Source organism: Hydrogenophaga sp. 70-12, from assembly GCF_001897365.1.
Classification (GTDB): domain Bacteria; phylum Pseudomonadota; class Gammaproteobacteria; order Burkholderiales; family Burkholderiaceae_C; genus Hydrogenophaga; species Hydrogenophaga borbori.
Genome location: NZ_MKSS01000085.1, coordinates 1 through 18140 on the forward strand (window position 1 = coordinate 1; position 18140 = coordinate 18140).

24 protein-coding genes are annotated in these 18140 nt (G+C 71.0%); 12 read left to right on the top strand and 12 right to left on the bottom strand.

The window, feature by feature from the left end:
* The coding region (locus BGO22_RS05445) for an aminotransferase class III-fold pyridoxal phosphate-dependent enzyme (protein ID WP_286849548.1) at positions 1-813 on the top strand (813 nt) is incomplete at its 5' end.
* Between the two features lie 3 nt (positions 814-816).
* Here the strand turns inward: BGO22_RS05445 and BGO22_RS05450 are convergent.
* Entirely contained in the window at positions 817-1398 is a 582-nt protein-coding gene (locus BGO22_RS05450; RefSeq protein ID WP_204743802.1) for a hemerythrin domain-containing protein, read from the bottom strand.
* Positions 1399-1555: 157 nt separating this feature from the next.
* On the opposite strand from BGO22_RS05450, the gene BGO22_RS05455 reads away from it, so the two are divergent.
* From BGO22_RS05455 to BGO22_RS05495, 9 genes are all read left to right on the top strand, one after another.
* Positions 1556-1753, top strand: a complete 198-nt coding sequence (locus BGO22_RS05455; protein ID WP_070399598.1) for a heavy-metal-associated domain-containing protein — start codon at positions 1556-1558, stop codon at positions 1751-1753.
* Complete coding sequence (gene cueR / locus BGO22_RS05460; RefSeq protein ID WP_070399599.1) at positions 1753-2235, top strand: Cu(I)-responsive transcriptional regulator; 483 nt, start codon at positions 1753-1755, stop codon at positions 2233-2235. The genes BGO22_RS05455 and cueR overlap by 1 nt, the downstream gene beginning before the upstream one ends.
* 45 nt (positions 2236-2280) lie before the next feature.
* Positions 2281-2889, top strand: coding sequence for a Spy/CpxP family protein refolding chaperone (locus BGO22_RS05465; RefSeq protein ID WP_286849552.1), 609 nt, complete (start codon positions 2281-2283; stop codon positions 2887-2889).
* A gap of 306 nt (positions 2890-3195) precedes the next feature.
* Positions 3196-3957: a septum site-determining protein MinC gene (gene minC / locus BGO22_RS05470; protein WP_070399601.1), complete on the top strand. Its 762-nt coding sequence runs from the start codon at positions 3196-3198 to the stop codon at positions 3955-3957.
* Between the two features lie 31 nt (positions 3958-3988).
* A complete protein-coding gene (minD, locus tag BGO22_RS05475; protein ID WP_070399602.1) occupies positions 3989-4804 on the top strand; it encodes a septum site-determining protein MinD in 816 nt (271 codons plus the stop codon).
* Between the two features lie 3 nt (positions 4805-4807).
* Complete coding sequence (gene minE / locus BGO22_RS05480) at positions 4808-5068, top strand: cell division topological specificity factor MinE (protein ID WP_070399603.1); 261 nt, start codon at positions 4808-4810, stop codon at positions 5066-5068.
* Between the two features lie 179 nt (positions 5069-5247).
* Entirely contained in the window at positions 5248-5499 is a 252-nt protein-coding gene (gene infA / locus BGO22_RS05485; RefSeq protein WP_035622498.1) for a translation initiation factor IF-1, read from the top strand.
* 128 nt (positions 5500-5627) lie between these two features.
* Positions 5628-6146, top strand: a complete 519-nt coding sequence (locus BGO22_RS05490) for a hypothetical protein (RefSeq protein ID WP_286849556.1) — start codon at positions 5628-5630, stop codon at positions 6144-6146.
* 87 nt (positions 6147-6233) lie between these two features.
* Positions 6234-6863 carry a LysE family transporter gene (locus tag BGO22_RS05495; RefSeq protein ID WP_070399604.1) on the top strand — a complete coding sequence of 210 codons (630 nt, stop codon included), beginning with the start codon at positions 6234-6236 and terminating at the stop codon, positions 6861-6863.
* Positions 6864-6878: 15 nt separating this feature from the next.
* Here BGO22_RS05495 and BGO22_RS05500 read toward each other — a convergent pair whose 3' ends face one another.
* Positions 6879-8177: an NAD(P)/FAD-dependent oxidoreductase gene (locus tag BGO22_RS05500; RefSeq protein WP_070399605.1), complete on the bottom strand. Its 1299-nt coding sequence runs from the start codon at positions 8175-8177 to the stop codon at positions 6879-6881.
* An 84-nt stretch (positions 8178-8261) separates the two neighbouring features.
* Positions 8262-8582: a YnfA family protein gene (locus tag BGO22_RS05505; protein ID WP_286849558.1), complete on the bottom strand. Its 321-nt coding sequence runs from the start codon at positions 8580-8582 to the stop codon at positions 8262-8264.
* Positions 8583-8699: 117 nt separating this feature from the next.
* On the opposite strand from BGO22_RS05505, the gene cadR reads away from it, so the two are divergent.
* Positions 8700-9137, top strand: a complete 438-nt coding sequence (gene cadR, locus BGO22_RS05510; protein ID WP_116959058.1) for a Cd(II)/Pb(II)-responsive transcriptional regulator — start codon at positions 8700-8702, stop codon at positions 9135-9137.
* Between the two features lies 1 nt (position 9138).
* Positions 9139-9594: an AAC(3)-I family aminoglycoside N-acetyltransferase gene (locus tag BGO22_RS05515; RefSeq protein ID WP_286849559.1), complete on the top strand. Its 456-nt coding sequence runs from the start codon at positions 9139-9141 to the stop codon at positions 9592-9594.
* Positions 9595-9612: 18 nt separating this feature from the next.
* Here the strand turns inward: BGO22_RS05515 and BGO22_RS05520 are convergent, their stop codons facing one another.
* The 9 genes from BGO22_RS05520 to BGO22_RS05560 form a co-directional block, all read right to left on the bottom strand.
* On the bottom strand, positions 9613-10173 hold the full coding sequence (locus BGO22_RS05520) for a hypothetical protein (RefSeq protein ID WP_070399609.1): 561 nt from the start codon (positions 10171-10173) through the stop codon (positions 9613-9615).
* Positions 10174-10209: 36 nt separating this feature from the next.
* A complete protein-coding gene (locus tag BGO22_RS05525) occupies positions 10210-10560 on the bottom strand; it encodes a Na+/H+ antiporter subunit G (protein ID WP_070399610.1) in 351 nt (116 codons plus the stop codon).
* 61 nt (positions 10561-10621) lie between these two features.
* Positions 10622-10900 carry a K+/H+ antiporter subunit F gene (locus BGO22_RS05530; RefSeq protein ID WP_070399611.1) on the bottom strand — a complete coding sequence of 93 codons (279 nt, stop codon included), beginning with the start codon at positions 10898-10900 and terminating at the stop codon, positions 10622-10624.
* A gap of 58 nt (positions 10901-10958) precedes the next feature.
* Complete coding sequence (locus BGO22_RS05535; protein ID WP_070399612.1) at positions 10959-11435, bottom strand: Na+/H+ antiporter subunit E; 477 nt, start codon at positions 11433-11435, stop codon at positions 10959-10961.
* 68 nt (positions 11436-11503) lie between these two features.
* Entirely contained in the window at positions 11504-13150 is a 1647-nt protein-coding gene (locus tag BGO22_RS05540) for a monovalent cation/H+ antiporter subunit D (RefSeq protein WP_502686430.1), read from the bottom strand.
* A 94-nt stretch (positions 13151-13244) separates the two neighbouring features.
* Positions 13245-13589, bottom strand: coding sequence for a Na+/H+ antiporter subunit C (locus tag BGO22_RS05545; RefSeq protein ID WP_070399613.1), 345 nt, complete (start codon positions 13587-13589; stop codon positions 13245-13247).
* Entirely contained in the window at positions 13589-16510 is a 2922-nt protein-coding gene (locus BGO22_RS05550; protein WP_286849561.1) for a monovalent cation/H+ antiporter subunit A, read from the bottom strand. Before BGO22_RS05550 ends, BGO22_RS05545 begins: the two co-directional genes overlap by 1 nt.
* Before the next feature lie 64 nt (positions 16511-16574).
* On the bottom strand, positions 16575-17909 hold the full coding sequence (locus BGO22_RS05555) for a sigma-54-dependent transcriptional regulator (protein ID WP_286849563.1): 1335 nt from the start codon (positions 17907-17909) through the stop codon (positions 16575-16577).
* Positions 17906-18140, bottom strand: a 235-nt coding sequence (locus BGO22_RS05560) for an ATP-binding protein (protein ID WP_286849565.1), incomplete at its 5' end; no start/stop codon positions are given. The genes BGO22_RS05560 and BGO22_RS05555, both read right to left, overlap by 4 nt.

An 18140-nucleotide genomic window follows, 5' to 3' on the forward strand; every position in this document is an offset into this window, starting at 1 on the left:
CGCCGCCCTTCGGTGCTGGGCCAGGTGCACAACCACCACGCCTTCACCCGCGTGGTGCCCTTCAACGACCTGGCCGCGCTGGAGGCGGCGCTGTCGCGCGGCGACGTGGCCTGCCTGCTGGCCGAACCCGCGCTCACCAACTTCGGCCTGGTGCCCCCCAACCGGGGCTTCTGGCCCGTCGCGCGCGAGCTCTGCCGCCGCCGCGGCACGCTGTTCGTGGTGGACGAGACGCACACCCTCTCCACCGCGCTCGGCGGCTACGCGCGCGCCCACGAACTGAACCCCGACGCCCTGGTGGTGGGCAAGGCCGTGGCCGGCGGCCTGCCCTGCGCGGTCTATGGCGTGACGGCCGAACTCGCGCAGCGCATGGCGCGCGCCAAGGACAGCGCACCCGAAGGCCACAGCGGCATCGGCACCACGCTGTCGGGCAATCCGCTGACCCTGGCCGCGCTGGAGGCGGCGCTCACCCACCTGCACACCGAGGCCAACTACGCGCACATGCTGGCCATCGCCGCGCTGCTGCAGGACGGCCTGCTCAAGCGCCTGCACGCCGCCCACCGGCCCTGGACCGTGACGCGCCTCGGCGCCCGCCTCGAGCTGCAGTTCATGCCGCGCACCCCGCGCCAGGCCCAGGACGTTCGTGAACACGCCCAGGGCGCGCTCGAATCCTTCACCCACCTGTTCATGCTCAACCGCGGCGTGCTGCTCACGCCCTTCCACTGCATGATGCTTGCCAGCCCGGCCACCACGCCCGCCGACGTGGAACGCCTGCTGTCGGTGTTCGACGAGCTGCTCGCGGCGCTCGCCACCTGAACCTCAGCCCACGCCCACGGGTGAGGGCGCGAGCCGCACGATGCGCGTGAACAGGCGGTCAAAGGCCGGGTCGCGCTGGCCCTCGGGGCTCAGCGGGTCCACATGGCTGGAGAAGGCGGCGTCCAGCGCGCGGCGGTCGGCTTCGTCCAGCAGTTGCTCCGCCGCCGGCAGCACCACCTGCTCCTCCAGCTTCATGTGGGCCAGGTAGAAGCGCACGTAGGCCTGGGCTTCGTCCACGAAAGCCTGGCGCCGGGGCTCGCCCAGGTACTCCCAGGCCATCAGCAGGTGCACCAACTCGCGCACGCGGTCCTCGCCGCCCATGTGCTCCTTTTCCAGGCGCTGGATGGTCTCCAACGTGTGCGGCGCGGCGCGCGCCACGCGTGGAAACAGCAGGTCCGACTCCTTCGGGTGGTGCAGCTTCTCGGGAAACTCGCCGATGTAGAACAGCATGGCCCGCAGCACATCGAAGAAGCGCTCGGGGCCATCGGTCTCGGGGCCTCGATCGATCATCACCAGCATCGAGCGCAGCATCGCCGACAGGCTGGCGTGTTCGTCCCGGACGGTGCGCAGGGCGTCGGATTTCATGGCGGATCTCCTCGAGGGTGGAACCCGCGCAGCTTCCCACGCGACGCCCGCACGCGCCTTGATGCAGGTCAAGGCCTCCGCGCCCCAAAACCGCGCGCTTGACCTTGACACCGTGTCAAGCTTGAGAATGCTTCTATCCCAACACAGGAGCCTCTCCATGAACCAGACCTTTACCGTGCAAGGCATGACCTGCGGCCACTGCGAACGCAGCGTCACCAACGCCATCAAGCAGATCGACCCCCAAGCCGAGGTGCGCATCGACCGGCCACAGAACCGCGTCGAGGTGCACAGCAGCCAGTCGCGCGAGAAGATCGCTGCGGCCATCCGCGAAGAAGGCTACGCGGTGGCGGCCTGATGGACACCCGCACCACCGCCTGGCCAGTCAACATCGGCCAGGCCGCGCAGCTCAGCGGCATCTCGCCCAAGATGCTGCGCCACTACGAAGGCCTGGGCCTGCTCGGCGAGGTGCGGCGCACCGACAGCAACTACCGCCAATACGCCGAATCCGACGTGCACACGCTGCGTTTCATCCGCCGCGCGCGCGACATGGGCTTCACGCTCGACGAGATCCGCGACCTGGTGAACCTCTGGCACAACCGGCGGCGCAGCAGCGACACCGTCAAGCGCATCGCGCAAAAGCACATCGGCGACCTGGCCGAGCGCATCGCCGCCCTGGAAGCGATGCGCCGCACCCTGGAAGACCTGGTGGTCCGCTGCCCTGGCAACGACCGGCCCGACTGCCCCATCCTGGACGACCTCGGCGGCGGCGCCGACAAGGATCTTTACAAGAACCACACAGAGCCTGCCACTTTGCTGCACAGATCCCGCCCACAGTGAGACCCACGCCACCAGCCGGTGGTCCCACCGTACCAAGGAGTGCCCATGAAACCCTCGTTCAGCCGCCGCGCCTTTGCCGTCACCGCCGCTGCCACCGCCATCACGGCCCTGTCCTTCACCGCCGTCGCCCAAGGCGTCGGCGCGCCGGCCCAGCCGGCCCCCGCCGCCAGCGCCGCCCAACCCCAGGCGCAAGCCCCCCGCCACGACCCGCAGCGCCACGCCCAGCGCATGGAGCGCCTGCAGCAGCGCATGGCCGAGCACCAATCCCGCCTGAAGGACAGCCTGCAGCTGCGCCCCGAACAGGAAGCGGCCTGGAACGATTTCGTCGCGAAGATGAAGCCCACCCCCCGGCCTGCGGGTGAACGCCCCAACCGCGAGGACTGGGCCAAGCTCAGCACGCCCCAGCGCCTGGACCGCCTGGACGCCCTGAAGGCCGAGCGCGACCGCCAGGTGGCGCAACGCCACGATGCGATCCGCCGCTTCTACGCCCAGCTCACGCCCCCGCAGCAAAAGGCCTTCGACGCGCAGCGCGGCATGGGCCTGGGCGGCATGCGCCATGCGGGCCATCGCGGCCCCATGGAGCGTTTCGACCGCATGGGGCACGGCGGCCAGGGCTTCAAAAGCCATGGCGAACCGCGCCAACCCCGCCTCTGACTTCTTCCTACTGAATCAATTACTTAAATTAGTGGTAGTAGATAAGGGGCGCTGTCTTCTGTGGACAAGCGCCCCTTGTCCTTTGGCGACAAGGATTTTTCGATCCTGACAAGTCTGTGTGAAGCACCCGGCCAAACGTGAACCCCGAATGGGGACAAACCGCGAATGCCCGCCGTTCCTGTGGACAAGTCATGGCTTGTTCCAGAATTACCCACAGCTTTGTTCCAAAGTCTGGTGACAGTTGCTCACGAAAGGCCTCGGCACCCGCTGCTACACTGCGCGGCTTTCGCCCGCCCGCCTTTCGCAATGCCCGTGTCCCTCGGCGGCCAAGCGCCCGCCAGCTTCGATCTCAAGAGCGTTCACCTGCCGCTGCTGGCGCTGCTGCTCAAGTCGGGCGACATGGAGTTGCTGCGCCGCGAGTTCGGCCAGCGCTACGGCGACCAGCCCGAGTTTTTCGACCACGACCCGCTGCTCATCGACCTGCAAGGCCTGAGCGGCGAGCAAGCCCTGCCCGACCTGATGCAGGTGAGCGAGTTGCTGCGCGCGCACCGCCTGCGCCCGGTGGCCGTGAACGCGGCCAGCGAGGCCCAGCGCGCCGCCGCCCAGGCCGCCGGCCTGCCGCTGGCCGACGCGCCGCTGCTCACCCGCCAGGGCCACGCGCCGGCGCCGTCCGCCAGTGCGGCCCCGGTGGCCGTTGCGCCGCCTCCGCCGGTGCCCGCGCCGGGCGCCCTGGTCATCGACAAGCCCCTGCGCTCCGGCCAACAGGTCTACGCGCGCGGTGGCGACCTGGTGGTCATGGCCATGGTGAACCCAGGCGCGGAGGTCATCGCCGATGGCCACATCCACGTCTATGCCCCGCTGCGTGGCAAGGCCATGGCCGGCGCGCGCGGCCACGCGCAGGCGCGCATCTTTTCCCTGGCCATGGCGCCCGAGCTGATTTCCATCGCGGGCGTCTACCGCACCAGCGAGGTGCCGCTGCCGCAGGCCCTGCTGGGCCGGCCCGCCCAGGTGCGCTTGCACAGCACTGCCGACGGCGACCGCCTCGTCATCGACGCCCTGTCCACCTGAAACCGAACCACCGAATCCACGGAGCCATTCCATGACCCGAATCGTCGTCGTCACGTCCGGCAAGGGCGGGGTGGGCAAGACCACCACCAGCGCGAGTTTTGCCACCGGCCTGGCCCTGCGCGGTCACAAGACCGCGGTCATCGACTTCGACGTCGGCCTGCGCAACCTCGACCTCATCATGGGCTGCGAGCGCCGCGTGGTCTACGACCTGATCAACGTCATCCAGGGCGAGGCCAACCTCAACCAGGCGCTCATCAAGGACAAGCAGGTCGACAACCTGTACATCCTGGCCGCCAGCCAGACGCGCGACAAGGACGCCCTCAACCAAGACGGCGTCAAGCGCGTGCTCGACGAGCTCTCGGGCATGGGCTTCGATTACATCGTCTGCGACTCGCCGGCCGGCATCGAATCCGGAGCGCTCATGGCCATGCACTACGCCGACGAGGCCCTGGTGGTGACCAACCCCGAGGTGTCCAGCGTGCGCGATTCCGACCGCATCCTGGGCATGCTCTCCAGCAAGACGCGCCGCGCCATCGAGGGCAAGGAAGCCATCAAGGAGCACCTGCTCATCACGCGCTACAACCCCAGCCGCGTGGCCGACGGCCAGATGCTCTCGCTGCAGGACATCCAGGACATCCTGCGCATCCCGCTGATCGGCGTGATCCCCGAGAGCGAATCGGTGCTGACCGCGTCCAACCAGGGCACGCCGGCGATCCACCTCAAGGGCAGCGACGTGGCCGAGGCCTACGGCGACGTGATCGACCGCTTCCTCGGCAAGGACAAGCCGCTGCGCTTCATCGAAGCCGAAAAATCCGGCTTCTTCAAGCGCCTGTTCGGAGGGAAATAAGGCATGTCCCTGCTGTCTTTCCTGCTGGGTGAGAAGAAAAAAACCGCTTCGGTCGCCAAGGAGCGCTTGCAGATCATCCTGGCGCACGAGCGTTCCGGTCGCAGCGCCGCCGAGCCCGACTACCTGCCCGCGCTGCAGCGCGAGCTGGTGGCGGTGATTGGCAAGTACATCCGCATCAATCCCGACGACATCAAGGTCCAGCTCGAGCGCCAGGACAACCTCGACGTGCTCGAGGTCAAGATCGAGCTGCCCGAGCACCGTTGAGCCCAGGCCGGTAGAATTCTCAGGTTTCGCGCGCTCCTCAGCGCGCCCGCCCGGACTCCCGCCCCGGGCCTGCCGCTGGCCATCGCCCTGATGGCCTTTTTCACGCTCCCCTGCCCCGTGGCCGCCCGGCGGTCGCGCGATGGCTTGTTGGCGCGTGGCCGTCTCTGGAAAGGAACCGCATGGCCAAGGAAGAACTGATCGACATGATGGGTATCGTCAACGAGGTGTTGCCCGACACGCGTTTTCGCGTCACCCTGGACAACGGGCACCAGCTCATTGCCTATTCCGCCGGCAAGATGAAGAAGAACCACATCCGCATCCTCGCGGGTGACCGTGTGTCGCTGGAGCTGTCGCCCTACGACCTGACCAAAGGCCGCATCAACTTCCGCCACCTGGAAGGCCGAGGCCCGGCGACGCCGCGCCGCCGCTGAGACCAGGAAAGTCATCAGCATGTCACGGTCGGGCCGTACAGCGCCCGATCGGCGGCATTCAGCGCACCGCCTGATCGGCCGAGAACATGGCCAGGGCTCCACCGGAGCCGCCGTGTTCGAGGTCAACCATGTTGGTGCGTTTCCCCCGCTTGTCTGGCCGGTGCCCGGCCCGTTCGGTGCTGGTGCTGGCGCTGGGCCTGCCGCTGCTGGCCCTTGCCGCCCCGGATGGGGCTGCGCCCCCGGCGCCGGCCACCCCAGCGGCCCAGATCTGGATCAACGTGGGCGGCTTTTCGCGCCACTTCGACCGCAGCAAGTACCACAACGAGCGCAACTTCGGCTTCGGTATCGAGTGGCGCACTTCGCCCGAGTTGTCGTACATGGCCGGTGTGTACGACAACAGCGTCGGCAAGCATTCCCAGTACCTGGCGGCCAACTGGCAGCCCTGGAGCCTGGGCCCGGTCAAGCTGGGCGCGGCGGTCGGCCTCATGAATGGCTACCCGGCGATGAAGCGCGGCGGCACCTTTTTCGCCGCCCTGCCCATGGCCTCCATCGAAGGCCGGCGCTTCGGCGTCAACCTGGGTCTCATTCCCTCGATGAAGGACGTGGACGGCGCGGTGGTGCTGCAGTTCAAGCTGCGCCTGCACTGAATCGGGCCCGGGCGGCGACCCATGGCCGCGCGGGGCCGACCGCCTGGCGCTAGCATTACCGGCTTCGCCTTCCACCGAGCATCCACCATGGAATTCGCCACCTGGCTCGCCTTCTTCGCCGCCTCCTGGGCCATCAGCATCTCGCCGGGCGCGGGTGCCGTGGCCGCCATGAGCGCCGGGCTCTCGCACGGTTTCCGCCGCGGCTACCTCACCACCCTGGGCCTGGTGCTGGGCATCTGGACGCAGATGCTGGTGGTCTCGGTGGGCCTGGGCGCGCTGGTCACGGCGTCCAGCACCGCCTTCCTGGTCGTCAAGTGGGCCGGCGTGGCCTACCTGGTGTGGCTGGGCATCCAGCAATGGCGGGCGCCCGCGCGGCCCCTGGCCAGCGGCGACGAGGCGGCCACCAGCCGGCGCGCGCGCGACCTCATCGCGCGCGGCTGGATCATCAACGCGCTCAACCCCAAGGGCACGGTCTTCCTGCTGGCCGTGGTGCCGCAGTTCCTCGACCTGGCGCAGCCGCTGGCGCCGCAGTACCTGGTGATCGGCCTGACCCTGGGCTTCACCGACCTGGTGGTGATGGCGGGCTACACGGCGCTGGCCGCACGCCTGCTGCGCACGCTCAAGTCGACCGCGCACATCCGCGCGCTCAACCGTGTGTTCGGCACGCTGTTCGTGGTCGCGGGCGGCCTGCTGGCGATGTTCAAGCGCAGCGCCTGAGCGCCGCCCCGCCGCTCAGTGCAGCTTCACCAGCGGCGTCGCGCGCTTCACCAGGAAGCGCGCCACCGCCAGCGTGGCCGTGCGCGCCGTGCCCAGCACCGCCTGGTGGTGCATCAGGTGCAGGCTGGTGTACATCACCCGCGCCAACAGGCCCTGCACGAACCAGCTCGGGCCGAACAGCTTGCCCATGAGGCTGCCCACCGAGCTCTGGGTGCCCAGCGACACCAGCGAGCCGTGGTCGTGGTAGCGGTATGGCGCCTGGCCGGGCGGGCGGCCTTCGGCCAGCTGGCGCAGGCGCTTGGCCAGGTAGCTGGCCTGCTGGTGCGCCGCCTGCGCGCGCGGTGGCACGAGGCCGCCACCCGGCAGGACGCAGGCCGCGCAATCGCCCAGCGCATGGATGGCCTCCTGGCCCTTCACGCGCAGGTCGGGCTCCACCTCCACCTGGCCTGAGCGGGTCACCGGCAGACCCTGCTCGCCCAGCAGCGCCGGCGCCTTGATGCCCGCGGCCCAGACCACCAGGTCGGCGGGAAAGCGGCGGCCCTCGGTGTCGGTCACGGCGTCGGGCGCCACGCCGGCCACGCGGCAGGACGTGACCACGTTCACCGCGCGTTCGCGCAGCAAGGCCGTGGCCGAGGCCGACACGCGCTCCGGCAGCGGCGCCAGGATGCGGTCCGCGCCCTCGATCAGGGTGAGCTGCACGTCGCGCAGGCCGTCGAGGCGGCGAAAGCCGTAGCGCGTATGCACCTGGCTGGCCTCGCGCAGCTCGGCCGCCAGCTCCACGCCGGTGGCGCCGCCGCCGATGATGACCACGCGCACCGCCGCCTCCACGCCCGCGCTCTTGCGCAGTTCGGCCGCCGTCAGCAGCTTGAGCATGCGCTGGCGGAAACGCTCGGCGTCGGCCGGCTGGTTGAGCGACATGGTGTGCTCGGCCGCGCCGGGCACGTTGAAATGGTTGGCGGTGCTGCCCAGCGCCAGCACCAGCTGGCCATAGACCAGCGTGCGCTCGGGGATGAGCAGCTCGCCGTGCTCGTCGTGCACGGCGTCCACGGTGATCATCCGCTGCCCGGCGTTCAGGCCCTTGAACGCGCCCAGGCAGAAGGTGAAGCGGTTGTCGTGCGCCAGCATCTCGTACGACAGGCCCTCCTGGTGGATGTCCAGCGTGCCGGCGGCCACCTCGTGCAGCGAGGGCTTCCAGATGTGGAAGAGCTGGCGGTCGACCAGGGTCACGCGCTCGGGGCCCAACTGACGGCCCAGCTTGCAGGCGAGTTCCAGGCCGCCGGCGCCGCCGCCGACGATCACGATGGGGTGGTTCATGCCAAGGTCCTTCGCGGCAAAAGGGCGCCGCACTGCGCCCATCATGCCAAAGGCCCGCCGCCGCCTTTTCGCGCGCGTGTGGCCTCAGCGCGGCTGGAACGCGATCAGCGCCATGCCCGCCAGCGCGATCGCCACGCCCGCCACGTCCCAGGCGCTGGGCCGCACGCCGTCCACGGCCCACAGCCAGGCGATGGCCACGCTCACGTACACGCCGCCGTAGGCCGCGTACACCCGCCCCGACGGCGCGTCGTGCAGCGTGAGCAGCCACACGAAGACCGCCAGGCTCAGCGCCGCCAGCGGCAGCGCCCACCAGCCGGCGGCCTGCTGGCGCAGCCACAGCAGGGGCAGGAAGCAGCCGAGGATCTCGGCCAGGGCGGTGGCGATGTAGAGCAGCAGGGTTTTCATCGGGGACGGGCGCGATGGGCCCGGCCCGATTGGACCAGAGCGCCCGCAGGGCCTTGAAATGCCCCGGCCCACCCTGAAGTGGCTACAGTGTCAGCCACCGCTACCAGGAGCCCGGCCATGCAGATCAAGGACCTCTCCCGCGCCACCGGCGTCGACATCGAAACCATCCGCTACTACGAGAAGCAGGGCCTGCTGCCCGAGCCCGCGCGGCGCGACAACGGCTACCGCGACTACGCCACCGAGCACCTGGAGCGCCTGGCCTTCATCCGCCACTGCCGCGCGCTGGACATGCCCCTGGCCGACGTGCAGCGCCTGCTGGGTTTCCTGGACGACCCCGATTCGCACTGCCGCCACGTGGACGGCCTGGTGGACGAGCAACTGGCGCGCGTGCGCGCCCGACTCAAGAGCCTGCGCGCGCTGGAAAAGCAGCTGCTGCGCCTGCGCGAGCGCTGCCAGGACGGCGAGGACGGTTCGAGCTGCGGCATCCTGGACGAGCTGGTGTCGGCCGCGCATGGCGAGGCCTGCGCCTGCCACGCCCAGGCGGCGGGGGCCTGAGATGGCGGCCCCCACCCTGCACCGGCTCGGACCGGATGACCACGCCCTGCTGCTGCGCCTGAACGCGATGTTCGCCGAGGCCTTTGGCGACGACGAGACCTACACGGGCGCCCCGCCCGACGAGGCCTGGGCGCGCGAGGCCCTGGGCCGCCCGGGCCTGATCGCGCTGGTGGCCCTCGATGGCGCGGCGGTGGTCGGCGGTCTGGTGGCCTACGAGCTCGACAAGCTGGAACGCCGCCGCCGCGAGGTCTACCTGTACGACCTGGCCGTGGCCGAGGCACACCGCCGCCAGGGCATCGCCACGCAACTCATCGACCACTTGCGCGCCATCGCGCGCGAGCGCGGCGCCTGGGTGGTGTATGTGCAGGCCGACCACGGCGACGAACCTGCGATCGCGCTGTACACCAAGCTCGGTGTGCGCGAGGACGTCATGCACTTCGATCTGCCGCTGGACTGAGCGCGCGGCCGCACGGGCTCAGACCCGCGAGCCCGTCGCCTGCTCGATCGCCTGCATCGCGGCCTTGAAGATGCGCTGGCGGTCGGCCAGCTTCACCTTGTGCTGCTCGTGCAGGTCGTTGAGGGCGATGGTCAGGTCCAGCATCAGGTTCTTCAGGGCCTTGCGGTCCAGCTCGTGGCCGATGCGGCCGTTGGGCAGGCGCACGCCCGGCCCCAGCGGCAGCAGGCACAGCAGCAGCACCGTCCACAGCTCGGGCACTGGCGCCAGGAAGTGCAGCCAGTACGGCCAGCGCTCGTGCAGGGCGCGCAGCATGTCGCGGCACTCGGGGATGGTGTGCACCTGGCGCGGGTCGCGGTCCAGCCCGCTGAAGGCGAAGTACACGCCCGCGGTGAGCTGCTCCACGCGGATGGTGTTGTCCGACAGGTGCAGCAGGTCTTCCACGCAGCGGCCCAGGCCCTCGCCGCTGCCGTCGGCCAGGTTGAGCGTGAGCACCAGGCGGTGCAGCTCGGTGGGCAGGGCGTCCAGCCCCGAGCCCAGCGCCAGGCGCTGCGGGGTGCCGTCGGGGTCGTCGAGTGCCATGGGTCGAGATTCTGCGCCGAAGCCGGGCACGCCCGTTCAGCGCCGTCCCGCCAGTGGGGGAGGCAGTGGGTCGCCGGCCTGGCGGCGGCGGAACAGCGCCGCGCGCGCCAGCACGATGGTGGTGACCGGTGCGGTGATGGACAGCACGATGATGATCAGCCACACGTGCAGGGCCAGGCCCTCGGCGTGCGCGGTGAAGTGCACGATGGACGCCAGGGTGACGATCCAGGCCCCCAGCGTGGAGGCCAGCGCTGGCGCGTGCATGCGCAGGAAGAAGTCGGGCAGGCGCCACAGGCCCAGCGCCGCCACCAGCACCACCACGCCGCTGGCCAACAGCAGCGCGGCGACCAGAATCTCGGTCCAGGGAGGGATGTCGGCCAGGTTCATTGCACGACCCTCCGTGCCGCGCACTGCGGGGCTGAGCGCCTTGGGAGCGGTCCGGCGGCGCTCATTCGATGACCTCCCCGCGCAGCAGGAACTTGGCCAGCGCCACCGAGCCGACGAAGCCGAACAGCACCATCAGCAGCGCGCCCTCGAAGTACATGTCGCTGTCGTAGCGGATGGCCAGCACCAGCATCACCAGCATGCCCACCACGTAGAGAAAGTCGACCGCCAGCACGCGGTCCTGCGCGCTGGGGCCGCGCAGCAGCCGCGCCAGGCCCAGCCCCATGGCCAGCAGGTACATCACCACGGTGGCGGTGATCGCCGTCGTCAGCAGGGAACTCATGGGGAAACCTCCGCGCAGCGTGCTGCGGTGCGAGCCGCTTCGGGCGGCCGTGCCTTGTTCATCCAAAAACCTCCTTCAGGGGCAGCTCGTAGTCGGCCTTGTAGTGGGCGATGAAGGCCGCTTCGTCGTCCAGGTCGAACACGTGCAGCAGCAGCGCCGCGCAGTCGGGCGCGAGTTCGCACCACACGGTGCCGGGGATCACGGCGGTGATCATGGACAGCGCCGCCAGGCCGTGCACGTTGCGCAGGTCCAGCGGGATCACCACGAAGCGCCCGCGCGGCGGGTCGCGCCGCGAGTGCGCGACGCCCAGCGCCACGTCGATCGCCGAGCGCACCACGTCGCGGCCCACGCGCAGGATGAGGCGGATCAGCGTGCCCCAGTGCCGCAGCGGGCCGGGCGTGGGGCGCAGCGGCGCCATCAGCAGCGGCACCACCACCGCCACCAGCAGGCCCAGCCCGATCTGGCCCCAGCCCAGGCTGCGCGTGAGCAGCAGCCAGCCGCCGAACAGGCCCAGCGACAGCCAGGGAGACGGCATGAGCGCCGCCCGGACGCCTGACCGCGCCCGTTTCGGCGCCGCGGGCGACGGTGCATCGGTGGGGCGCTTCATGGCGTGCCTCCGCGAACGGTGGGATGCGGGACGGTGATCGCGCCGCGCACCGCGTCGATGTAGCGCTGCGGCTCGTGCAGCGCGTCGGCCATGGCGCGGGTGTAGCCCAGCACGGTTTCGGCCTGGCCCACCATCAGCAGGGACGCGCCCAGCAGCGCGGCGATGGGCAGGGTCTCGGCCACGCGCAGGCGCGGCGCGGGCCGGTCCTGCGTGGTCCAGAAGTGGCGCATGCCCACGCGCATGAGCGAAATGGCCGCGAACAGGCCCGACACGATGAGCAGCGCGAACAGCGTCCAGGCCGCGGCGCCGCGCAGCTCGAGCAGCGCGCCCAGCATGGCCAGCTTGCTGACGAAGCCCGAGAACGGCGGCAGGCCGGCGATCACCATGGCGCACAGGGTGAAGGCCACGCCGAGGAAGGCCAGCGCGGCCGGAATGGCGCGGCCGATCAGCTCTTCCTCGTTGTCGTCGAGGTTGATGCCGCGCGGCGGCTCGGCGTCCAGGAAGGCCGGCAGCGCGTAGTTGCCGTCGTCCCAGTCCTCGGGGCCCTCCGGCACCTGGCGCGCGCGCTCCAGCAGCTCCACCAGCAGGTACAGCGCGCAGCCGGCCAGGGTGGAGCTGGCCAGGTAGAACAGCGCCCCGCTGCTGAGCGCGGGTGCATCGAAGCCGATGGCCGCGATCAGCGTGCCGGAGGACGCGATCACGCTGAAGCCGGCCAGGCGGTTGAGCTGCTGCGAGGCCAGCATGCCGATGGCGCCGAAGGCCAGCGTGGCCAGGCCGCCCCAGATCAGCACCGTGCCGCCGAAGCCGGCCGAGCTGCCGGCGTCGGCGGGGAAGCACAGCGTCCACAGCCGCAGCACGGCGTACACGCCCACCTTGGTGAGGATGGCGAACACCGCGGCCGCCGGCGCGCTGGCCGCGCCGTAGGCCGGCGGTAGCCAGAAGTTGAGCGGCCACAGCGCGGCCTTGGCCAGGAAGGCGATGGCCAGGATGGCCGCGCCCGCGTGCAGCAGGCCGCGGTCGCGATCGGCCACCAGGCTGAGCTTGTCGGCGATGTCGGCCATGTTCAGCGTGCCGGTGACCCCATACAGCAGCGCCACGCCGATGAGGAACAGCAGCGAGGCGAACAGGTTGATCGCGATGTAGTGCAGGCCGGCGCGCACGCGCGCGATGCCGCCGCCGTGCAGCAGCAGGCCGTAGCTGGCGGCCAGCAGCACCTCGAAGAACACGAACAGGTTGAACAGGTCGCCCGTGAGGAAGGCGCCGTACAGGCCCATCAGCTGCAGCTGGAACAGCACATGGAAGTACACGCCCGCGTGCTGCCAGCGCGCCAGGGCGTAGAGCAGCGCGGCCAGGCCCACCGCGCCCGCCAGCACCGCCATGAAGGCGGCCAGCGGGTCGGCCACCAGCACGATGCCGAAAGGCACCGGCCAGTTGCCCGGCAGGTAAACGCCAAAGACGGTGGGGCCGCCCGCCTGCACGCGCATCAGCAGCCCGATGGCCAGCGCCAGGCCCAGCGCGGTGGAGGCGGTGTTGATCGCCGCCTTGGTGCGCCGGCGACCCTCGCCCAGCATGAGCATGAGGGCGGCCGTGCCCAGCGGCAGCAGCACGGGCGCCACCAGCAGGTGTTCGGTGGCGGGCATCATCGGTTGTTCCTTCCAGGAAGGCCACGGAACCGGCTTTGCCGGGCCGTAGGCATTGCCCCCTTGAGGGGGTCGCGCGAAGCGCGGCGGGGGTGTTTCATGGCCCCTCCTCCCGGCCATCGACGTGGTCGCCGCCGGACAGGCCGCGCAGCGCCAGCAGCACCACCAGGAACAGCGCCGTGGTGGCGAAGCCGATGACGATGGCCGTCAGCACCAGCGACTGCGGCAGTGGGTCGGTGTAGTGCTGCAGGTCGGCCGGCAGGCCGGGGCGCACGATGGGTTCGGCGTCCACCGACAGGCTGCCCACGCTGAAGATGAACAGGTTGACGGCGTACGACAGCAGCGACAGGCCGATCAGCACCTGGAAGGTGCGCGGCCGCAGCACCAGCCAGACGCCGGCGCCGGCCATCACGCCAATGGCGATCGAGACGATCAGTTCCATCAGTGGGCCCCTTTCTCTTGTGCCTGTTCCGTTTCGTCGTCTTCCTGCGCCGCCTGCTGGCGGCGCGCGCGCAGCGACTGGTGGGCGATGGCCGTGAGCAGCAGCAGCGTGGAGCCCACCACCACCGTGAACACGCCGAGGTCGAACAGCGCCGCGCTGGGAACGTGCACCTCGCCCACCAGCGGCCAGGTCAGGTGCGCGGTGTGCGTGGTGAGGAAGGGGTAGCCCAGCGCCAGCGAGCCCAGGCCCGTGGCCAGCGCCACGCTCAGACCGAAGGCGATCCAGCGCGGCGGCACCAGGCGCATGCGGTCTTCCACCCAGCGCGTGCCGCTCACCATGTACTGCGCGATGAAGGCGATGGCCACCACCAGGCCGGCGACGAAGCCGCCGCCCGGTTCGTTGTGGCCGCGCATGAACAGGTGAAAGGCGAACACCGCGGCCACGGGCAGCAGCAGGCGCACCAGCACGGCGGGCACCTCCAGGTAGCGCTGCGGCGTGTCGCCGTCCTCGCGCGTGACCAGGTCGCTTTCGATGTGCTGCGGCACCGCGCGCTGCTGCGCGGGGCGGTCGATCACCTCCACCGGCGGGCGGAAGCGCCGCAGCAGCGCGTACACGGTGATGCCCACGATGCCCAGCACCGTGATCTCGCCCAGCGTATCGAAGGCCCGGAAGTCCACCAGCATCACGTTGACGATGTTGGTGCCGCCGCCCTGCGGCAGCGCGTTGTCGATGAAGAAGGGCGAGATCGACATCGGTGCGGTGCGCGTGAGCATGGCGTAGGACAGCACGGCCAGGCCGGCGCCGATCAGCACCGCCACCACCAGGTCGCGGCGGCGGCGCCAGAAGGTGCGCCGCAGGTAGAGCGGGTCGTCCTCCTGCACGCGCTTGGGCATCCAGCGCAGGCCCAGCAGGAACAGCACCGTGGTCACCACCTCGACCGCGAGCTGGGTGAGCGCCAGATCGGGCGCCGAGAACCAGGCAAAGGTGATGCACAGGCACAGGCCGACCACGCTGAGCATGATCAGCGCCGCCAGGCGGTGGAACTTGGCCTGCCACGCGGCGCCGATGGCGCAGGTCACGCCGATCGCCCACAGCAGCACGAAGCCGGGCGTGGCCGGGATGCGCGGGCGATCGCCCCAGCTCAGCGGCACCACCAGGGCCGAGCCCAAGCCGGCCAGGCCGGCGATCAGCACCATCCAGAACAGCTGCGGCTGCAGCCGCTGCGTGCCCAGCAGGCGCTGCAGCCAGCGCGCCAGCCGGGTCAGTGCGGTCAGGGCGCTGTCGAACACGGCGCGTCCGTCCAGCCCCAGCAGGCCCGGCGCGCGGATGCTGTCGCGCCGCTTCAGCCACTGGCCGAACAGCAGGTAGGCCCCCACGCCGCCCCCGGTGGCGATCAGGCTCATCACCAGCGGCGTGTTGAAGCCGTGCCAGACCGCCAGGCTGTACGCCGGCAGGTCGCCACCCACCACCGGCGTGGCGGCCATGGCCAGCAGCGGCCCCACGGACCAGGCCGGCAGCGTGCCCACCACGATGCAGGCCAGCACCAGCAGTTCCACCGGCACGCGCATCCAGTGCACGGGCTCGTGCGGCTGGCGCGGGCAGTCGGGCGGCGCGCCGAAGAACACGTCGTGCGCGAAGCGCAGCGAATACACCACCGCGAACACACCGGCCAGCGTGGCCAGCGCGGGCAGGCCGTATTCGATGACCGGGCTGGCGCTCACGAACACCGTCTCGGCGAAGAACATTTCCTTGGAGAGAAAGCCGTTGAGCAGCGGCACGCCCGCCATGGCCGCGCAGGCCACGATGGCCAGGGTGCCGGTGACGGGCATGGAGCGGAACAGGCCGTCCAGGCGGCGCATGTCGCGGGTGCCGGTCTCGTGGTCGATGATGCCCACCGACATGAACAGCGAGGCCTTGAAGGTCGCGTGGTTCATCATGTGGAAGACCGCCGCCACCGCGGCCAGCGGGCTGTTGAGGCCCAGCAGCAGCGTGATCAGGCCGAGGTGGCTGATGGTGGAATAGGCCAGCAGCCCCTTGAGGTCGTTCTGGAACATGGCCGCGTAGGCGCCCAGCAGCAGCGTGGCCAGGCCCGCGCCGCCGACGATCCAGAACCACTCCGGCGTGCCGGCCAGCGCGGGCCACAGCCGCGCCAGCAGGAACACGCCGGCCTTGACCATGGTGGCCGAATGCAGGTACGCCGACACCGGCGTGGGCGCGGCCATGGCGTGCGGCAGCCAGAAATGGAAGGGGAACTGCGCACTCTTGGTGAGCGCGCCCAGCAGGATGAGCACCAGCGCCGGCGTGTACAGCGGGTGCTCGCGGATGCGCTCGCCGGCCGCCAGCACCACCTCCAGCTCCAGGCTGCCCACGATATGGCCCAGCAGCAGCACGCCCGCCAGCAGCGCCAGCCCGCCGGTGGCCGTGACGGTGAAGGCCATGCGCGCGCCGCGCCGCGCGTCCTTGCGGTGCGTCCAGTAGCCGATCAGCAGGAAGGAAAAGACGCTGGTGAGCTCCCAGAACACCACCAGCTGCACCAGGTTGCCCGAGAGCACCACACCCAGCATGGCGCCCATGAAGCCCAGCAGCAGCGAATAGAAGCGCGCCGCCGGGTCTTCGGCCGAGAGGTAGTAGCGCGCGTAGACGATGACCAGCAGGCCCATGGCGCTGACCAGCATGGCGAACATCCAGGCGAAGCCGTCGATGCGCACGATCAGGTCGATGCCCAGCGCGGGCAGCCAGCCCAATCGCTCGATCAGCACGGCGCCATCGCGCACCTCGGGGTAGATCAGGACCAGCGGGACGGCCACCCCCAGGGCCACCAGCGCTGCCCAGGACGATTCGAGGTTGCGTGCGTTCGTCGGCAGCAGCGCCGCGACCACGCAGCCCACGAAGGGCAATATCAGCAGGAAAAACAAGGACATGGCCCAAGTCTAGGGGACGCTCGCGGCCCTCACGCGAAAAAACCGGGCGCGCGCTTCCCCTGTGTCAGGCCGCGCCCCCCTCGCCTTCCCCCCCTCGCAGCTTCTTGCGCCGCTTCCACAGCGTGGTGCGCGAGACGCCCAGGCTCGCCGCGGCCTCGGCCAGGCGCCCGCCCGACTGCTCCAGCGCGCGCTCGATCTGCGCCAGCTCGGCGCGCTCGCGCGCGTCGGCCAGCGTGGCCGCGGGCCCCGGCTCGTCGAGCGCGCGCTCGGGGAACAGATCGGCCGCGCCCAGGGCCGGTCCCTCGCTCAAGGCCATGGCGCGCTCGATGCGGTTGCGCAGTTCGCGCACGTTGCCGGGCCAGGCGTGCGCGCGCAGCGCGGCCTCGGCCTCGGTCGCCAGAGCGGGCGGCGCCAGGCCCTGGCGCTCGGCGGCCTGGCGCAGGAAGCCGCGCGCCAGCGGCAGCACCTCGTCCGGGCGCTCGCGCAGCGGCGGCACGCGCAGCTCGACCACCGCGAGGCGGTAGTACAGGTCTTCGCGGAAGCGGCGGTCGGCGATGCGCGCGCGCAGGTCGGCGTTGGTGGCGGCCACCACCCGCCCGCGAAAGCGCTGGTCCTGGCGCGCGCCGAGGCGGCGGAAGTGGCCGTCCTGCAGCACGCGCAGCAGCGCGGTCTGCAGGCGCGGGTCGAGTTCGCCGATCTCGTCCAGGAACAGGGTGCCGCCGCCGGCTTCTTCGAACCAGCCGGCGTGCGCGCCGCTGGCGCCGGTGAAGGCGCCGCGCTCGTGGCCGAAGAACTGGCTCTCCATCAGTTCGCGCGGCACCGCGCCGCAGTTCACCGCTACGAAGGGCTCGCCCGCGCGCGCCGAGCGCTCGTGCAGCTGGCGCGCCGCCACCTCCTTGCCGACGCCGGTCTCGCCCAGCAGCAGCACCGGCACGTCGCGCGCGGCCAGCCGCTCCAGGTCGCCCGCCAGGCGCTCGGTGGCGGGCGACAGGCCGAAGCCCAGCGCCGGCCCGTCGCCGCCGGCCACGGGCACCAGGGCGCGGATGCGCTCGACCAGCGCGTCGACGTCGAAGGGCTTGGTGAGGTAGTCGTCGGCGCCCGCGCGCACCAGGCGCACGGCCTGGCCGACGTCGGCGAAGGCGGTGGCGAAGACGATGGGCGTGCGCCCCAGGTAGGGCAGCGCGCGGCGGTACAGCGCCTCGCCCGAGCCGTCGGGCAGGCGGATGTCGCTGAGCACGAAATCGGGCCGCGCGCGGCGCAGCGCGGCCAGGGCCTGCGCGCCGTTGCTGGCGTGGACCACCTCGAAGCCCTCCAGCCGCAGGCGCTGCACCAGCGCGCCGCCGAGCACGGCGTCGTCCTCGATCAGCAGCACATGGATGGCGGGGGGGGCGTGGGTCATGGCGCGGGCGGTGGGTCGGGGGGGCCGCCGCCGTCGAACGGCAGCTCGAGCGTGATGCGCGTGCCCCGGCCCGAGTGTGCCTGCACCGCCACGCGCCCGCGCAGGCGCTGCACCAGGCGCACCACCACGGCCACGCCCAGGCCGGCGCCCGGCGCGGGGGCCTCGCCCCGCTCCAGGCTGGCGGCCAGCGGCCCCGGCAGGCCCGCGCCCTCGTCGGCCACCTCCAGCCAC

Excerpts from the sequence above, each read along its gene's own strand:
- BGO22_RS05550 (WP_286849561.1), bottom strand. The coding sequence starts at position 16,510 with ATGTCCTTGTTTTTCCTGCTGATATTGCCCTTCGTGGGCTGCGTGGTC.
- minC (WP_070399601.1), top strand. The coding sequence starts at position 3,196 with ATGCCCGTGTCCCTCGGCGGCCAAGCGCCCGCCAGCTTCGATCTCAAG.
- BGO22_RS05500 (WP_070399605.1), bottom strand. The coding sequence starts at position 8,177 with ATGAACCACCCCATCGTGATCGTCGGCGGCGGCGCCGGCGGCCTGGAA.
- BGO22_RS05520 (WP_070399609.1), bottom strand. The coding sequence starts at position 10,173 with ATGGCACTCGACGACCCCGACGGCACCCCGCAGCGCCTGGCGCTGGGC.
- cueR (WP_070399599.1), top strand. The coding sequence starts at position 1,753 with ATGGACACCCGCACCACCGCCTGGCCAGTCAACATCGGCCAGGCCGCG.
- minE (WP_070399603.1), top strand. The coding sequence starts at position 4,808 with ATGTCCCTGCTGTCTTTCCTGCTGGGTGAGAAGAAAAAAACCGCTTCG.
- BGO22_RS05490 (WP_286849556.1), top strand. The coding sequence starts at position 5,628 with ATGTTGGTGCGTTTCCCCCGCTTGTCTGGCCGGTGCCCGGCCCGTTCG.
- cadR (WP_116959058.1), top strand. The coding sequence starts at position 8,700 with ATGCAGATCAAGGACCTCTCCCGCGCCACCGGCGTCGACATCGAAACC.
- infA (WP_035622498.1), top strand. The coding sequence starts at position 5,248 with ATGGCCAAGGAAGAACTGATCGACATGATGGGTATCGTCAACGAGGTG.
- BGO22_RS05545 (WP_070399613.1), bottom strand. The coding sequence starts at position 13,589 with ATGGAACTGATCGTCTCGATCGCCATTGGCGTGATGGCCGGCGCCGGC.
- BGO22_RS05540 (WP_502686430.1), bottom strand. The coding sequence starts at position 13,150 with ATGATGCCCGCCACCGAACACCTGCTGGTGGCGCCCGTGCTGCTGCCG.
- BGO22_RS05555 (WP_286849563.1), bottom strand. The coding sequence starts at position 17,909 with ATGACCCACGCCCCCCCCGCCATCCATGTGCTGCTGATCGAGGACGAC.
- BGO22_RS05495 (WP_070399604.1), top strand. The coding sequence starts at position 6,234 with ATGGAATTCGCCACCTGGCTCGCCTTCTTCGCCGCCTCCTGGGCCATC.
- BGO22_RS05450 (WP_204743802.1), bottom strand. The coding sequence starts at position 1,398 with ATGAAATCCGACGCCCTGCGCACCGTCCGGGACGAACACGCCAGCCTG.
- BGO22_RS05535 (WP_070399612.1), bottom strand. The coding sequence starts at position 11,435 with ATGCCGTCTCCCTGGCTGTCGCTGGGCCTGTTCGGCGGCTGGCTGCTG.
- minD (WP_070399602.1), top strand. The coding sequence starts at position 3,989 with ATGACCCGAATCGTCGTCGTCACGTCCGGCAAGGGCGGGGTGGGCAAG.
- BGO22_RS05465 (WP_286849552.1), top strand. The coding sequence starts at position 2,281 with ATGAAACCCTCGTTCAGCCGCCGCGCCTTTGCCGTCACCGCCGCTGCC.
- BGO22_RS05515 (WP_286849559.1), top strand. The coding sequence starts at position 9,139 with ATGGCGGCCCCCACCCTGCACCGGCTCGGACCGGATGACCACGCCCTG.
- BGO22_RS05525 (WP_070399610.1), bottom strand. The coding sequence starts at position 10,560 with ATGAACCTGGCCGACATCCCTCCCTGGACCGAGATTCTGGTCGCCGCG.
- BGO22_RS05505 (WP_286849558.1), bottom strand. The coding sequence starts at position 8,582 with ATGAAAACCCTGCTGCTCTACATCGCCACCGCCCTGGCCGAGATCCTC.
- BGO22_RS05455 (WP_070399598.1), top strand. The coding sequence starts at position 1,556 with ATGAACCAGACCTTTACCGTGCAAGGCATGACCTGCGGCCACTGCGAA.
- BGO22_RS05530 (WP_070399611.1), bottom strand. The coding sequence starts at position 10,900 with ATGAGTTCCCTGCTGACGACGGCGATCACCGCCACCGTGGTGATGTAC.